General features: G+C 67.2%; 16 protein-coding genes. 11 read left to right on the plus strand and 5 right to left on the minus strand.

The genetic code is table 11. The features are described 5' to 3' along the window. Nucleotides 1-81: 81 nt before the first annotated feature. Nucleotides 82-321, minus strand: coding sequence for a phosphoribosylformylglycinamidine synthase subunit PurS (gene purS / locus OC159_RS07710; protein ID WP_265500574.1), 240 nt, complete (start codon nucleotides 319-321; stop codon nucleotides 82-84). Between the two features lie 12 nt (nucleotides 322-333). Then, nucleotides 334-1095 carry a phosphoribosylaminoimidazolesuccinocarboxamide synthase gene (gene purC / locus OC159_RS07715; RefSeq protein ID WP_265500575.1) on the minus strand — a complete coding sequence of 254 codons (762 nt, stop codon included), beginning with the start codon at nucleotides 1093-1095 and terminating at the stop codon, nucleotides 334-336. Nucleotides 1096-1225: 130 nt separating this feature from the next. On the opposite strand from purC, the gene OC159_RS07720 reads away from it, so the two are divergent. Both OC159_RS07720 and OC159_RS07725 read left to right on the plus strand, forming a co-directional pair. Beyond that, nucleotides 1226-1540 (plus strand): DUF1476 domain-containing protein, encoded by a 315-nt coding sequence (locus tag OC159_RS07720; protein ID WP_265500576.1) that lies wholly within the window; start codon nucleotides 1226-1228, stop codon nucleotides 1538-1540. Between the two features lie 172 nt (nucleotides 1541-1712). After that, the gene (locus OC159_RS07725; RefSeq protein ID WP_265500577.1) at nucleotides 1713-2093 is read left to right on the plus strand and encodes a hypothetical protein; all 381 of its coding nucleotides are present in this window, start codon (nucleotides 1713-1715) and stop codon (nucleotides 2091-2093) included. Here the strand turns inward: OC159_RS07725 and OC159_RS07730 are convergent. From OC159_RS07730 to OC159_RS07740, 3 genes are read right to left on the minus strand one after another with little or no spacing between them, the layout of a single operon-like run. Further along, on the minus strand, nucleotides 2083-3399 hold the full coding sequence (locus OC159_RS07730; protein WP_265500578.1) for an MATE family efflux transporter: 1317 nt from the start codon (nucleotides 3397-3399) through the stop codon (nucleotides 2083-2085). The genes OC159_RS07725 and OC159_RS07730 overlap by 11 nt on opposite strands. Further along, on the minus strand, nucleotides 3396-3893 hold the full coding sequence (locus OC159_RS07735; protein ID WP_265500579.1) for a PaaI family thioesterase: 498 nt from the start codon (nucleotides 3891-3893) through the stop codon (nucleotides 3396-3398). Before OC159_RS07735 ends, OC159_RS07730 begins: the two co-directional genes overlap by 4 nt. A gap of 1 nt (nucleotide 3894) precedes the next feature. After that, nucleotides 3895-4320, minus strand: a complete 426-nt coding sequence (locus tag OC159_RS07740; RefSeq protein WP_265500580.1) for a PaaI family thioesterase — start codon at nucleotides 4318-4320, stop codon at nucleotides 3895-3897. A gap of 139 nt (nucleotides 4321-4459) precedes the next feature. Here OC159_RS07740 and OC159_RS07745 point away from each other — a divergent pair, with 139 nt between their 5' ends. The 9 genes from OC159_RS07745 (at nucleotide 4460) to OC159_RS07785 (ending at nucleotide 14272) form a co-directional block, all read left to right on the plus strand. Continuing rightward, nucleotides 4460-4837: a MerR family transcriptional regulator gene (locus OC159_RS07745; RefSeq protein ID WP_265500581.1), complete on the plus strand. Its 378-nt coding sequence runs from the start codon at nucleotides 4460-4462 to the stop codon at nucleotides 4835-4837. A gap of 109 nt (nucleotides 4838-4946) precedes the next feature. Continuing rightward, nucleotides 4947-5345, plus strand: coding sequence for a MerR family transcriptional regulator (locus OC159_RS07750; RefSeq protein ID WP_265500582.1), 399 nt, complete (start codon nucleotides 4947-4949; stop codon nucleotides 5343-5345). A gap of 4 nt (nucleotides 5346-5349) precedes the next feature. Next, a complete protein-coding gene (locus OC159_RS07755) occupies nucleotides 5350-7128 on the plus strand; it encodes an acyl-CoA dehydrogenase C-terminal domain-containing protein (RefSeq protein WP_265500583.1) in 1779 nt (592 codons plus the stop codon). Between the two features lie 272 nt (nucleotides 7129-7400). Further along, nucleotides 7401-8042: a glutathione S-transferase family protein gene (locus tag OC159_RS07760; RefSeq protein WP_265500584.1), complete on the plus strand. Its 642-nt coding sequence runs from the start codon at nucleotides 7401-7403 to the stop codon at nucleotides 8040-8042. Next, nucleotides 8039-9250, plus strand: coding sequence for an acetyl-CoA C-acetyltransferase (locus OC159_RS07765; protein WP_265500585.1), 1212 nt, complete (start codon nucleotides 8039-8041; stop codon nucleotides 9248-9250). Before OC159_RS07760 ends, OC159_RS07765 begins: the two co-directional genes overlap by 4 nt. Beyond that, the gene (locus OC159_RS07770) at nucleotides 9250-9720 is read left to right on the plus strand and encodes a cupin domain-containing protein (protein ID WP_265500586.1); all 471 of its coding nucleotides are present in this window, start codon (nucleotides 9250-9252) and stop codon (nucleotides 9718-9720) included. Before OC159_RS07765 ends, OC159_RS07770 begins: the two co-directional genes overlap by 1 nt. Beyond that, nucleotides 9717-11897 carry a 3-hydroxyacyl-CoA dehydrogenase NAD-binding domain-containing protein gene (locus tag OC159_RS07775; protein WP_265500587.1) on the plus strand — a complete coding sequence of 727 codons (2181 nt, stop codon included), beginning with the start codon at nucleotides 9717-9719 and terminating at the stop codon, nucleotides 11895-11897. The genes OC159_RS07770 and OC159_RS07775 overlap by 4 nt, the downstream gene beginning before the upstream one ends. Nucleotides 11898-12068: 171 nt before the next feature. Then, nucleotides 12069-13226, plus strand: a complete 1158-nt coding sequence (locus OC159_RS07780; protein WP_265500588.1) for a toxic anion resistance protein — start codon at nucleotides 12069-12071, stop codon at nucleotides 13224-13226. Nucleotides 13227-13231: 5 nt separating this feature from the next. Beyond that, nucleotides 13232-14272 (plus strand): DUF2927 domain-containing protein, encoded by a 1041-nt coding sequence (locus tag OC159_RS07785; protein WP_265500589.1) that lies wholly within the window; start codon nucleotides 13232-13234, stop codon nucleotides 14270-14272. Nucleotides 14273-14299 lie beyond the last annotated feature (27 nt).

Genomic DNA, 14299 nt, shown 5'->3' on the forward strand with positions numbered 1-14299 from the left:
CGTCAAACGCGACGATTTTGCAACGGGGTGCGGGCGGCAACCTGCCGATAAACGCAGGATGCCGCAACGTCAGGCGAAAGCTCAGGCAATCTCGATCGAGTATTTCTCGATCACCGTGTTGGCCAGAAGCCCTTCGCACATCTTCGCGACCTCGGCCCGCGCGGCCTCGGCGTCGGTCGCCGCCAGGTCAAGTTCGATCAGCTTGCCCTGGCGCACGCCGGTGACGCCGCGATGGCCCAGGCCGCCCAGGGCGTGGCGGATCGCCTCGCCCTGAGGGTCGAGGACGCCGTCCTTCAGCATGACGGTCACACGTGCTTTCATGGCGGCAGTCCTTCAGTTGATCGCGGTCGGTTTCAGGCTGGTCGTGTTCGCGGGCATCAGTCCCAGACGGCGCGCAACCTCGGTATAGGCGTCGGTCAGGCTGCCCAGGTCGCGGCGGAACACATCCTTGTCCAGCTTCTGCCCGGTCTTGACGTCCCACAGCCGGCAGCTGTCAGGGCTGATCTCGTCGGCGACGATCAGGCGCATGAAGTCGTTGTCCCAGACGCGGCCGATCTCGATCTTGAAGTCGATCAGCTTGATCCCCGCGCCATAGAAGACGCCGGACAGGAAGTCGTTCACGCGCAGCGCCAGCGACACGATATCGTCCAGGTCCTGCTGCGTCGCCCAACCGAAGGCGATGATGTATTCCTCGGACACCATCGGATCGCCCAGCTCGTCGTTCTTGAAGCTATATTCGACGATGGGACGGGGCAGCGCCGCACCCTCTTCCAGCCCCAGGCGCTTGGACAGCGACCCCGCGGCGAAGTTCCTGACGATCACTTCCAGCGGGATGATCTCGACCTGGCGGATCAGCTGCTCGCGCATGTTGATGCGGCGAATGAAGTGGTTCGGGACGCCGATGTTCGTCAGCCCGTTCATGAAGAACTCGGACAGGCGATTGTTCAGGACGCCCTTGCCCTCGATCGTCGCCTTCTTCTGCGCGTTGAAGGCGGTCGCGTCGTCCTTGAAATACTGGATCAACGTGCCGGGTTCCGTCCCCTCATAGAGGATCTTCGCCTTGCCTTCGTAAACCTTCTTGCGCCGCGGTGCCATGGGCCCACCGTCCTTTCGCATGTCCCTGAAGAGGCCGCATAGCGCAGAAAGCCCCTCGGGGGCAATACGAGCCTTGCGAGACGCCCATGCAGGAGGCATATCGAATGAAAGGGATAGCAGGAGTTCAGAGATGTCCACCTTCGACGACCGGGAACGCGCCTACGAGGCGAAGTTCGCCCATGACGCCGATCTGCGCTTCAAGGCCGAGGCGCGCCGCAACCGGCTGTTGGGCGAATGGGCGGCCGGGCTGCTTGGCAAGACCGGCGACGAGGCTCGGTCCTACGCGGTCAGCGTCGTGACCTCGGACTACGAGGAGCCGGGCGAGGAGGACGTGTTCCGCAAGGTCGAAGCCGACCTGTCGGGCAGGGCCGATGCCGCGACCATTCGCGCCAAGATGGCGCAACTGATGGACGAGGCCCGGCGCCAGGTCATCGGCGAGGCCTGAGAAAGCCTTCGTGGCGACAGGAAGCGGCACCGCCCCTTGCCGCCCTGCGCCTGCCGGCGGATCCCCGCCCAGAAAGGCGTCGGAACAATCGCTTGTGATCGCGGCGGCGGGTGCAATGCGCTAGTGACGGGCGTTGAACCCCATGCCTTGGGACCCAGCAGGAGCCGTCGTCATGCAGATTCGTCACATCCTGACCACCGCCACCATCCTCGTCGCAACGGCCTTGGCCCCCGCCCTGGCCGATCCGGGCCGCGGCAAGGGCAACCACGAAGGTCGTGGTCACGCAGGACATTGCCCGCCGGGCCTTGCCAAGAAATCGCCGGCCTGCGTACCCCCCGGCCATGCTCGCCAGGACGAACGCCGCTATGGCAACCGCACCGGAGAGGTCCTGCGCATCGGCGACTATGTCGTGATCCGCGACCCGGCACGCTATGACCTGGAGCGCCGCGACGGCTGGAATTATTACCGCGACGACAACAACATCTATCGCGTGGACCGCGACACGCAGCGTGTCCTGGCGGTGCTGAACCTGGTGCGCGCCTTCACGAACTGAGCGCGGCCGCCTCGGCGCGCGGGTACAGGCGGAACATCGTGACCGCCCGTGCCGTGTTCAGCGCCATCAGCGCGCCCCACAGCCCGTGATTGCCCCAGATGGGCGGCAGGACCAGCACCGCGACGACGAAGATCGCGACGGACTGGATCATCGCCACCCGCATCTCACGGGTCAGGGTGGCGCCGATGAAGATGCCGTCCAGCATCCAGGCCGCCACCCCGATCAGCGGCGCAAGTCCCAGCCACGGCAGATAGAGCCGCGCCTCGGCCCGCACCTCGGGCGCGGTGGTCAGAAGGTCGATGATCGCGCCGCCCCCGCCGATGAAGATCAGCCCCAGCACCACCGACCCGCCCAGCCCCCAGGCCGAGGTCATCTTGCTGGCGCGCCTGACCCGGTCGGGATGGTGCCCGCCGACCGCCTGCCCGACCAGGCTTTCCGCCGCAAAGGCAAATCCGTCCAGCGCATAGGCGGTGACGGCCAGGAACTGCAGCAGCACCTGGTTCGCGGCCAGCGGAACGTCGCCCTGCCCCGCCCCCAGAAACAGGAAGCTGGTCATGCAGCCCTGCAGCAGCACCGACCGGATCATGATGTCGCCGTTGACCCGCGCCAGGCGGTCCAGCTTGGCCCGCGCAAACAGGCTGGCCGTGTCGCGCGCCCCCCGGATGGCACGCGCCAGCACGTGGCGCGCCAGCCACAGCCCCAGCGCCAGCCCCGACATCTCGGCAATCAGCGTGGCCCAGGCCACGCCCGCGACACCAAGCCCCAGCCCCAGCACGAACCACAGGTCCAGCGCGACGTTCAGCCCGTTCTGCAGCAGCTGCAGCGCCAACACCGCCCGCGTGCGTTCAACCGCGATCAGCCAGCCGGTGATGGCGTAAAGGCCGATTGTGGCGGGAGCGCCCCAGATGCGGATCGCCAGATAGTCGCGAGCCAGCGCCTCGACCGCGCCCGAGGCCGGGGCCAGCCGGAAGGCCGCCCAGAAGATCGGCACCTGCAGCGCCACGAAGACCAGCCCCGCCGCCGCCGCGATGGCCAGCGCGCGCAGCAGGTGGGCACCGACCTCGGCCGCGTCGCCCGCGCCATGCGCCTGCGCCACCAGCCCCGACGTGCCCATCCGCAGGAACCCGAACACCCAGTAGATCGACGTCAGGATGACCGCGCCGATCCCCACAGCGCCGATGGGTTCAGGCGCGCCCAACTGGCCCACCACGCCCGTATCGACCAATCCCAGAAGCGGCACCGTCAGGTTCGACAGCACGATGGGAACCGCGATGTTCAGGACCCGTCCGTGGGTCAGCGGGCTCATGGTTGCGGCATCAGGAAATGGCCCGTGGCCTGCGCCATCAGGCGCGAGCGGTTGTCCTGCCACGCCTCGACATGCACCGAGGCATAGCGCCGCCCCGACCGCACCACCCGCGCCCGCGCATAGGCGTCACGGGGCAGGCCGGAGCGCAGGTAGTCGACGGTGAAGTCGATGGTCTTGGGCAGGCGCGGCAGGCTGTCGGGGACGGCGGCATCGGGCGTGATGCGGCCCGACTCCAGATCCTCCCACATCGCCGTCCAGCCAAGCTCGATGATCGCGGTCGTTTCAAGGAAGGCCGCCGTCACGCCGCCATGGATGGCGGGCAGCCGGGGGTTGCCGATCAGCTTTTCGTCGAAGGGCAGGATCGCCGTCAGTTCGTCGCCGCGCCGGTCGAAGCGGATGCCCAGCCAGGTCATGTAGGGCACGCCAGATACCAGCGCGTTCAGCGCCGAATCGCGGCGGGTCTTGATCTGGTGCAGGGGTTCGTTGCGATCCATCCTAACGCTCCGCCGTGAAGGCGCCGGTGGCGGACGCGACGGGGTTGTCGCCATCCTCGTCCAGCGCCACCGCGCGCAGGAAGGCCACGCTGCGGGTCATGTGATAGCATTCCGCCCGCGCGGTGATCCGCTGCCCCGGCGTCGCCGCGCGCATGTAGTCGATGCGCAGGTCGATCGTCGCGGTCGACCGCGGATGCGTCGGATGGGCCATGACGGCCGCCCCGCAGCAGGTGTCCATCAGCGCCGACACGACGCCGCCGTGGATCACGCCCGTGCGCGGGTCGCCGACCAGGTGCTCGGCCCAGGGCATGCTGATCACCGCCCGCCCTTCTCCGATCTCGTCCACGCGCATGGCAAGGGCGCGGGCGTGGGGGATCGCCTCGATGAACTGCTGGGCGATGCGGGCGTGGTCGTCGGGCTCGGTCATCGGGCGCTCCTCTTTGGGGATGATTAGCGCCGGGGGGCACGGGCGCTCAAGCCCTGTTCGGCCGGGATGCTCGTTTCGGTTGAGAATGGCGCGAACTGACCCTAGGTTGACGCCAAGGGAAATCTTCGAGGAGGCGCTGATGCCAGGTGAACAGATCAGCTTCAAGGAGATGTGCGCGCGCTTCGAAGTCACGCCCCGCACCCTGCGCTATTACGAGTACATCGAATTGCTGCAGCCCCGCCGCGAAGGCCGGGCGCGCTTCTATGGTGCCCGGGAGGTGGCGCGAATGACGCTGATCCTGCGCGGCCGCCGCTTCGGCTTCAGCCTTGAAGACATCCGCCAATGGCTGCAGATCTATGACCGCCAGGGGTCGCGGGAACAGTACCAGGTCTGGCTGGACATGGCCGAACGGCAGCTGGCGGTGCTGGATGGCCAGATCAGCGACCTGCAGGCCGCCCGCGCCGACCTGGACCAGCTGCGCCAGACCACCGCGGACGAGTTGGCCCGCATGTCCTGACGCGGCGGCAGGTCCGGTGTGACGCCGCGTCTCGCTTACGTTCGCGTCAACTTGGATTTATATCGATGTCAAGGACGGACCACCGGTGAACGAGGAGAAGCCGATACCCATGTCCGAGGATCTGATGACCATCCGCCAGATGTGCGATGCCTTCGAGGTCACGCCGCGCACCCTGCGCTTCTACGAGGCGCGCGAGCTGATCTTTCCGCATCGCCGGGGGCAGCACCGCCTCTATGACCGTCGCGACAGGGCCCGGCTGACGCTGATCCTGCGCGGCAAGCGGTTCGGTTTCAGCCTTGAGCAGATCCGCCAGTTGCTGGAGCTTTACGAGCCCGGCGGCACGAACCGCACCCAGGTCGCCGCGACGATCGAGGTGGGCCGTGCCCGGCTGGCCGACATGGAACGGCAGCACGCCGAGCTGGGCGAAGCCATCGCCGAACTGCGCGCCCAGATCTCGGACGCAGAAGACCGGTTGTCCGCCGCGTCCGTCGAACAGATCACAGGATAGTGCCATGCCGATCTACACCCCGCCGATCCGCGACCTGCAATTCGTCCTGCACGACGTGCTGGACCTCTCGGCCACCGGCCTGCCCGGCCACGAGGACCTGGACCGCGAGTTCACCGAGGCTATCCTCGACGCTGCCGGCAAGCTGTCCTCCGAGGTGCTGGCGCCGCTGAACCGCGTCGGCGACCAGCAGGGCTGCCGGCTGGAAAACGGCATCGTGCGCACCCCCGAAGGGTTCAAGGATGCCTTCGATGCCGTCAAGGAGGGCGGCTGGACGTCGCTGGACTGCGATCCGGAATATGGCGGCCAGGGCATGCCCTATGTGATGGGCGTCGCCACCGGGGAACTGTTCGTCGGCGCAAACCTGGCCTTCAACATGTACCAGGGCCTGACCCACGGCGCCTATTCGGCCATCCACGCCCACGGGACCGAAGACCAGAAGCGCACCTACCTGCCCAAGATGGTCAGCTGCGACTGGACCGGCACGATGAACCTGACGGAACCGCATGCCGGCACGGACCTGGGTATCCTGCGCACCAAGGCCGAACCGCAGGACGACGGCAGCTACCTGATCACCGGCCAGAAGATCTTCATTTCCTCGGGCGACCACGACCTGGCCGAGAACGTCATCCACCTGGTGCTGGCCAAGGCCCCCGGCGGTGGCGAAGGCACCAAGGGCATCAGCCTCTTCATCGTGCCGAAGTTCATCGTGACCGCAGATGGCTCGCTGGGTGACCGCAACGGCGTCTCGGTCGGTGCGCTGGAACACAAGATGGGCATCCACGGCAACGCCACCTGCGTGATGAACTATGACGGCGCCAGGGGCTGGCTGCTGGGCGACCTGCACAAGGGCATGCGCGCCATGTTCACCATGATGAACGAGGCCCGCATCGGCGTCGGCCTGCAGGGATATGCGGGCGCCGTGCCCGCCTATCAGAACGCGCTGGCCTATGCCAAGGACCGGCTTCAGGGCCGGGCCGTGTCCGGCGCGGGCAACGCTGCCGGGGCCGCCGACCCGCTGATCGTGCACCCCGACATCCGCCGCAGCCTGATGGACCAGAAGTCCTTCCTGGAAGGCGCCCGCGCCCTGGCACTCTGGGGGGCGCACCTGATCGACCGCAGCCATCTGGCCGGTGACGCCGATGCCGAGGGGCTGGTGTCGCTGATGACGCCGGTCATCAAGGGCTTCCTGACCGACAAGGGGTTCGAGACGACGGTGCTGGCCCAGCAGATCTTCGGCGGCCACGGCTATGTCGAGGAATGGGGCATGAGCCAGTTCGTCCGCGACGCCCGGATCACCATGATCTACGAAGGCGCGAACGGCGTTCAGGCGCTGGACCTTGTGGGCCGCAAGCTGGCGCAGGACGGCGGCAAGCACGTCATGGCCTTCTTCGAGATGATCAAGTCCTTCTGCAAGCAGCATGCCGACAACGAGGCGCTGGCGGCCGACTTCATCGCGCCGCTGAAGTCAGCATCCAAGGACCTGCAGACGGCCGCGATGTTCTTCATGGAGCGGGGGATGAAGAACCCCGACGACGCGCTGTCGGGCTCTTACGATTGCATGCACCTCTTCGGTCACGTCACGCTGGCCTTCATGTGGGCGCGGATGGCCGTCGCGGCGCAGGCGGCACTGGGCGCGGGCGCCGAAGACGCAGACTTCTACAGGACGAAGCTGGTCACCGGGCGCTATTACATGAAGCGGCAGCTGCCCATGACTGCGACGCACCTGGCCCGCATCCGGTCCGGGGCCGCCACAGTGATGGAACTGGAGGCGGAAGCCTTCTGATCCGGCAGCAAGGGCGGAGAGGTCGCTGTGGGTATTTGCGCAAAGAAGAAGCAGGATGCGCCCCGGCCTCTCCCGATTTTTGTCGGGTCAGGCGTTATCGGCCCACAGACCGGGGCGTCTTCTCCTTTGGCGGTCATCGGCTCCCCAGCCTGTACCGCACGACCAGCCTAACGCCGCTCTGCTGAAGAAGGGGTTAACGCCTCTTCTTCTTTGTCCAAATACCCCGCGGGGGGTCCGGGGGGCGCGAAGCCCCCCGGCGTCGAGGAGGAAAGATGACCGCGCAACTCTGGTGCTTTGGTGAATCCGGGAACGCCTACAAACCGGCCCTGACGATGCAGCTGGCGGGTTACGACTGGCAGCCCGTCTATGTCGATTTCTTCAACGGAGAGGGGCGCAGTCCGGAATTTCGGGCGCTGAACCCGATGGGCGAGGTCCCGGTCTTTCGCGATGGCGACCTGACCCTGACGCAATCCGCCGTCATCCAGCTGCACATCTCCGAGAAGACGGGCCGCTTCCTTGGCAGCGATCGCAACGAGACACTGCGCTGGCTGATGTTCGACAACCACAAGATCTCGGGTCAGGCGGGGCCGGCGCGCTTCCTGCTGAACTTCCTGCCCGAGGCGAAGCGTCCCGCGGGCGCGGCGGAATACCTGCAGGGGCGGCTGCGCGGCGGCTACCACGTCCTGAACGACCAGCTGGCGACCCGCGAGTGGATCGCGCCAGGCGGCCCGACGGTCGCCGATTTCGCGCTGTGCGGCTACCTCTTTTATCCAGAGCCCTTCGGCTTCGACCGCGCCGAATGGCCCCATGTCGACCGCTGGCTGGACGGCATCGCCGCCCTGCCCGGTTGGAAACATCCCTATGACCTGATGCCGGGCAACCCATCCGATCGGGCGCCCAAGGAGGACACATGACCGACGCCTTCATCTATGACGCCGCCCGCACCCCGCGCGGCAAGGGCCGCCCCGATGGCAGCCTGCACGAGGTCACCTCGCTGGCGCTGTCGGCGCGCCTGCTGAACGCCGTCAAGGAACGGAACAACCTGGAAGGCCACGCCGTCGAGGATGTGATCTGGGGCAATGTCACGCAGGTGAAGGAACAGGGCGGCTGCCTTGCTCGCAGCGCAGTGCTGGCCTCGGACCTGGACCAACGCATCCCCGGCCTGTCGATCAACCGCTTCTGCGCCAGCGGCATGGAGGCGGTGAACCTGGCCGCCAATCAGGTCAAGGCCGGGGCCGGCAGCGCCTATATCGCTGGCGGGGTCGAGATGATGGGCCGCGTTGCGATGGGCAGCGACGGGGCGGCCATCGCGGTCGATCCGGGCCTGGCCATGCGGTCCTATTTCGTGCCGCAGGGGATCAGCGCCGACATCATCGCGACCGAATACGGCTTCAGCCGCGATGAGGCCGACGCGCTGGCCATCGAAAGCCAGCGGCGCGCCGCAAAAGCCTGGGAAGAAGGCCGGTTCAGCAGATCCATCGTGCCGGTCCTGGACCAGAACGGGCTGACGATCCTGGATCGCGACGAATACATGCGCCCCGGCACCACGGCCGAGGACCTGGCCAGGCTGAAGCCCGCCTTCAAGGAGATGGGCGAGGTGATGCCCGGCTTCGACAAGGTGGCGATGCTGAAATACCCGCATCTGGACCGCATCGACCACATCCACCACGCGGGCAACAGCAGCGGCATCGTCGACGGCGCCGCCGCCGTGCTGATCGGCAACGAGGAGTTCGGCCGTGCGCACGGGCTGAAGCCCCGCGCCCGCATCCGCGCCACCGCCAAGATCGGCACCGACCCGACGATCATGCTGACCGGCCCCGTTCCGGTGACCGAGAAGATCCTGGCCGACAGCGGCATGTCGATCGGCGACATCGACCTGTTTGAGGTCAACGAGGCCTTTGCCGCCGTCGTCCTGCGCTTCATGCAGGCTTTCCAGACCGATCCCGCCCGCGTCAACGTGAACGGCGGCGCCATCGCCATGGGCCACCCCTTGGGTGCGACCGGCGCGATCATCATCGGCGCCCTGTTGGACGAGCTGGAACGGCAGGACAAGACGGTGGGGCTTGCGACGCTCTGCATCGCGTCGGGCATGGGCGCCGCCACCATCATCGAGCGCGTGTGATGGCGATCCTGCGCAAGGACACCGTACGGGTGACCGAGGGGGTGTCCGACTATCCGGACCCCTACGATCTGGGCCACGGTTTCCTGTCCTACCGCCACCTGACCGAGGCGGGCGGGCTGACGCAGTTCGGCATTGCGGTGGAAACGCTGCAGCCTGGCAAGCAAAGCAGCCAGCAGCACTGGGAGGAGCACGAGGACGAGTTCCTCTACATGCTCGACGGTGCGCTGACGGTGGTCGAGGACGACACCGAGACCGTCATCCATCCGGGCGACGCCTGCTGCTGGAAGGCGGGCGTTCCGGTGGCCCATGTCCTGCGCAACGACAGCGGCCGCCCCGTGACCTACCTGATCGCCGGCAGCCGCCTGCCGCATAACGTGACGCATTACCGGGGGATCGACCTGGTCGGCACGCCCCGGGGCTATACGCATCTGGATGGCACCCCCTACCCGATGAAGGGAGAGACAGAATGACCGATTTCACCATGCAGACCGGGGATGACGGCGTCGCGGTCATCACCTGGGACGTCCCCGGCAAGTCGATGAACGTGCTGTCCATGGACGGGGCGCAGGCGCTGGACGGCCTGATCGACCGGGCCTTGGCGGACGAGGCCGTGAAGGGCATCGTCATCACCAGCGGCAAGAAGGACTTCGCCGCTGGGATGGACCTGAAGGTCATCGCGGGCATGAAGGACCAGGGCGGCGCGCAGGGCGTCTTCGACGGCGTGATGACGCTGCATCACCTGCTGCGCAAGATCGAGCTGGCGGGCATGGACCCCAAGACCCGGAAGGGCGGCAAGCCCATCGCCTCGGCCCTGCCCGGCACCGCGCTCGGCATCGGGCTGGAACTGCCGCTGGCCACGCACCGCATCTTTGCGGCCGACAACCCGAAGGCCAGGATCGGCCTGCCCGAGATCATGGTCGGCATCTTCCCCGGCGCGGGCGGCACCACGCGGCTGTCGCGCAAATTGGGCGCCATGATGGCGGCGCCCTTCCTGCTGGAAGGCAAGCTGAACGACCCGAAGAAGGCCAAGGCCGCGGGCATCATCGACGAGGTCGCAGAAGATCCGCTGGCCGCCGCCAAGGCCTGGGTCCTGGAAGCGAAGGACGCCGACCTAGTCAAGCCGTGGGACGCCAAGGGCTACAAGATGCCGGGCGGAGAGCCGTTCCACCCGGCGGGCTTCATGACCTTCGTGGGCGCCTCGGCGATGGTGCATGGCAAGACGATGGGCGTCTATCCGGCAGCCAAGGCGCTGCTGTCGGCGGTCTACGAAGGCTCGATGGTGCCGTTCGACACCGCGCTGAAGATCGAGGCGCGCTGGTTCACGCATGTGCTGATGAACCCGTCCTCCACCGCAATGATCCGCAGCCTGTTCATCAACAAGGAGGCACTTGAAAAGGGCGCGAACCGCCCCGATGCACCGGACCAGAGCGTCCGCAAGGTCGGTATCCTGGGCGCGGGCATGATGGGCGCGGGCATCGCCTATGTCAGCGCGATGGCGGGCATCGAGGTCGTGCTGATCGATGCGGCCCAAGACAGCGCCGACCGCGGCAAAGCCTATTCCGAAGGCCTCCTGGACAAGGCCATCAGCCGCAAGAAGGCGACCGAGGAGAAGAAGGCCGAGGTCCTCGGCCGCATCACCGCGACCACGGACTATGCCGCGCTGGACGGCTGTGACCTGATCGTCGAGGCCGTGTTCGAAGACCCGAAGGTCAAGGCCGAGGTCACCAAGCGCGCCGAGGCTGTGATCCCGCAGGATTCGATCTTCGCGACCAACACCTCGACCCTGCCGATCAGCGACCTGGCCCGCGCCAGCGCCCGACCGGATCAGTTCATCGGCATCCACTTCTTCAGCCCCGTCGACAAGATGCTGCTGGTCGAGATCATCAAGGGCAAACAGACCGGACCCCGCGCTGTCGCCAAGGCCCTCGACTTCGTGCGCCAGATCCGCAAGACCCCGATCGTCGTCAACGACGAGCGGTTCTTCTACGCCAACCGCTGCATCATCCCCTATATCAACGAGGGCATCCGCATGGTGGCCGAGGGCGTGAACCCGACGCTGGTGGAAAATGCCGCCAAGATGATGGGCATGCCGCTGGGGCCGCTGCAGCTGGTCGACGAGACCTCGATCGACCTGGGCGTCAAGATCGCCAGGGCCACCAAGGCGGCGATGGGCGATGCCTATCCCGACGGCGCGGTGGACGACGTGCTGTTCTGGATGGCCGACAAGGGCCGTTCGGGCCGCAAGGGCGGCGCTGGCTTTTATGCCTACGAGGACGGGCAGCGCCAAGGCCTCTGGGAGGGCCTTGCGTCGCAATATCCGCGTGCCGACGACCAGCCGCAGCTGCGCGACGTCCAGTACCGCCTGATGTTTGCGCAGTCGCTGGAAGCCGTCCGCGCGCTGGAAGACGGCGTGCTGGAGGAGATCCGCGAAGGCGATGTCGGCGCGATCCTTGGCTGGGGCTTCGCGCCATGGTCGGGCGGTCCCTTCGGCTGGCTGGACATCCTGGGCGCCGGCGAGGCCGTCGAGATCTGCGACCGTCTGGCGGCGGAACATGGCGACCGCTTCAAGGCCCCGCAGCTGCTGCGCGACATGGCCGCCAAGGGTGACAGCTTCTATGGCCGCTTCGGCCAGCAGCAGGCCGCCTGACGACTTCCGGGGGGCCGCAGGCGACTGTGGCCCCTCTGCCGCGATGCTGTTGTCACACAGCCGCAGGATGAAACTTTCGGGTGTTCATCTCGTTGATCTGCCGCCGTTTCAACATATGCTGCGCCGCAGAGGCCTGGGCTGTGTCCGGCCGGGGCTGACAAAGGGATTCGCATGACCGACGACACACGCCGCCGCGCCGAGGCCGCCCAGGCCCAGATCGACGCGTTGACCAGCGCGCCGCTTGCCGAACCCGTCCCTCCGACACCCGATCCGGCGACCGAGGCCGAGATCCGTCGCCGCATGGAGGAGATCGACCTGCGCGATTCGGGCTCGATCCTGCGCTTCGGCACCCGCGCGCAGGCCGATCTTCAGCAGATCAGCCAGCAGATGCTGGCCGACGTGAAGGCGAAAGAGGTGGGGCCGGCCGGCGACAGCCTCCGCGAGGTCGTGACGACCATCCGCGGGTTTTCGACCAGCGAACTGGACATGCGCCGCAGCCGCAGCTGGTGGGAAAAGCTGCTGGGACGCTCGGCGCCCTTCGCCAAGTTCGTCGCGAATTACGAACAGGTCCAGACGCAGATCGATCGCATCACCGCCGAACTGGAGTCGCACGAGCAGAAGCTGCTCAAGGACATCAAGTCGCTGGACATCCTGTATGACCGCACGCTGACCTTCTATGACGAGCTGGCGCTGTATATCGCCGCCGGAGCGGAGAAGCTGCGCGAGCTGGACCGCGAGACGATTCCCGCCAAGGAGGCCGAGGTCGCCGCCCGCCCCGAACCCGACCAGGTGATCGAGGCGCAGGAGCTGCGCGACCTGCGCACGCTGCGCGACGACCTGGAACGCCGGGTCCACGACCTCAAGCTGACGCGGCAGGTGACGATGCAGTCGCTGCCCTCGATCCGGCTGGTCCAGGAAAACGACAAGTCGCTGGTGACCAAGATCAACTCGACCTTGGTGAACACCGTGCCGCTGTGGGAAACCCAGCTGGCGCAGGCCGTCACAATCCAGCGCGGGGCCGAGGCTGCCCGCGCGGTGCGCGAGGCCAGTGACCTGACGAACGAGCTGCTGACCCGCAACGCCGACAACCTGCGCCGGGCCAACACCGCGATCCGGACCGAGACCGAGCGTGGCGTCTTTGACATCGAGGCCGTCAAGACGGCGAATGCCCAGCTTATCGCCACCATCGAGGACAGCCTGCGCATCGCCGACGAAGGCCGGACCCGCCGCGCCGCCGCCGAGGGCGAGCTGACGCGGATGGAGGCCGAACTGCGCGATACCCTTGCAGCGGCCTCGGCCCTGCCCAAGACCGTTGTGGCCAAGCGATGACAGTGATGTCGATGCCCCCCGCCCGGCCCTTGCCGATCTTGGGCGCCTTTCTGGCAGCGGCTCTGCTTCTGGCTGGCTGCGACGGCCGGCAGGCAGGCAGTGCGGTCGAGGTTGCCCGCCCGTCGCCCCGCCCCGCCTTGGGCGAGGCCGAGCCTGTGGATCAGGCCGCGCTTCGCCGTGCCCGCGCCGAACGCAACCGTGACGCGAACGCGGCGGCCATTCAGGCCTCGGCCCAGGCCAGCGACGCCAGCCGGACGCAGCGCGACTTCTATGCCGCCGTCGAGCGTCGCCTTCTGGACAACGGCCGCCTGCGCCGCGACCGCGTGCCGCTGGACGCCCCCATCGATGCCAAGACGCTGGCCCGGAACTTCATGGCCATCGCGCTGCAGGACGAATACAGCGACACCGCCGACGGGCTGGTCGCGCAGCCGCGCCCCTCGCCCTTGCGGCGCTGGCAAGAGCCGGTGCGCCTCCAGTTGGAATTCGGGGCCTCGACCGCGGTGGCCGAACGTCCGGACTGGCGCGCCGAAGTGGCTGGATATGCCGACCGCCTGGCCTCGGTCACCGGTCACTCCGTCGGCCTGACGGCCCGCGACGGCAACTTCGTCGTCCTCGTCCTGAACGAGGACGAACGTCGTGCCATCGGTCCGCGGCTGAGCGAACTGGTCCCCGGCATCCCTGCCCGGGATGTCGCCAGGCTGGTCGACCTGCCGCCCTCGATCAGCTGCTCGGTCTTCGCCTATTCGCGCGGCAACGACAGCAGCTATGCCCATGCCGTCGCCGTCATCCGCGCCGAGCTGCCCCGCCTGCTGCGCAGTTCTTGCATCCATGAGGAACTGGCCCAGGGTATGGGCCTTGCCAACGACAGCCCCGACGCCCGCCCTTCGATGTTCAACGACGACGAAGAATTCGCCCTGCTGACCCGCCATGACGAGCTGTTGCTGCAGATGCTCTACGATCCACGGCTGCGCCCTGGAATGTCGGCCGCCGAAGCCGCACCGATCGTTCACCGCATCGCGGCCGAGCTTCTGGGCGAGCGCACCTGACGCGCCCGCCGCTCTCACTGGTAGCGC

Source organism: Paracoccus beibuensis (assembly GCF_026162625.1).
GTDB lineage: Bacteria > Pseudomonadota > Alphaproteobacteria > Rhodobacterales > Rhodobacteraceae > Paracoccus > Paracoccus beibuensis.

What these genes read in the sequence shown, in the direction of transcription:
- purS (WP_265500574.1), bottom strand. Translation starts at nt 321, where the DNA reads ATGAAAGCACGTGTGACCGTCATGCTGAAGGACGGCGTCCTCGACCCT.
- purC (WP_265500575.1), bottom strand. Translation starts at nt 1,095, where the DNA reads ATGGCACCGCGGCGCAAGAAGGTTTACGAAGGCAAGGCGAAGATCCTC.
- OC159_RS07720 (WP_265500576.1), top strand. Translation starts at nt 1,226, where the DNA reads ATGTCCACCTTCGACGACCGGGAACGCGCCTACGAGGCGAAGTTCGCC.
- OC159_RS07725 (WP_265500577.1), top strand. Translation starts at nt 1,713, where the DNA reads ATGCAGATTCGTCACATCCTGACCACCGCCACCATCCTCGTCGCAACG.
- OC159_RS07730 (WP_265500578.1), bottom strand. Translation starts at nt 3,399, where the DNA reads ATGAGCCCGCTGACCCACGGACGGGTCCTGAACATCGCGGTTCCCATC.
- OC159_RS07735 (WP_265500579.1), bottom strand. Translation starts at nt 3,893, where the DNA reads ATGGATCGCAACGAACCCCTGCACCAGATCAAGACCCGCCGCGATTCG.
- OC159_RS07740 (WP_265500580.1), bottom strand. Translation starts at nt 4,320, where the DNA reads ATGACCGAGCCCGACGACCACGCCCGCATCGCCCAGCAGTTCATCGAG.
- OC159_RS07745 (WP_265500581.1), top strand. Translation starts at nt 4,460, where the DNA reads ATGCCAGGTGAACAGATCAGCTTCAAGGAGATGTGCGCGCGCTTCGAA.
- OC159_RS07750 (WP_265500582.1), top strand. Translation starts at nt 4,947, where the DNA reads ATGTCCGAGGATCTGATGACCATCCGCCAGATGTGCGATGCCTTCGAG.
- OC159_RS07755 (WP_265500583.1), top strand. Translation starts at nt 5,350, where the DNA reads ATGCCGATCTACACCCCGCCGATCCGCGACCTGCAATTCGTCCTGCAC.
- OC159_RS07760 (WP_265500584.1), top strand. Translation starts at nt 7,401, where the DNA reads ATGACCGCGCAACTCTGGTGCTTTGGTGAATCCGGGAACGCCTACAAA.
- OC159_RS07765 (WP_265500585.1), top strand. Translation starts at nt 8,039, where the DNA reads ATGACCGACGCCTTCATCTATGACGCCGCCCGCACCCCGCGCGGCAAG.
- OC159_RS07770 (WP_265500586.1), top strand. Translation starts at nt 9,250, where the DNA reads ATGGCGATCCTGCGCAAGGACACCGTACGGGTGACCGAGGGGGTGTCC.
- OC159_RS07775 (WP_265500587.1), top strand. Translation starts at nt 9,717, where the DNA reads ATGACCGATTTCACCATGCAGACCGGGGATGACGGCGTCGCGGTCATC.
- OC159_RS07780 (WP_265500588.1), top strand. Translation starts at nt 12,069, where the DNA reads ATGACCGACGACACACGCCGCCGCGCCGAGGCCGCCCAGGCCCAGATC.
- OC159_RS07785 (WP_265500589.1), top strand. Translation starts at nt 13,232, where the DNA reads ATGTCGATGCCCCCCGCCCGGCCCTTGCCGATCTTGGGCGCCTTTCTG.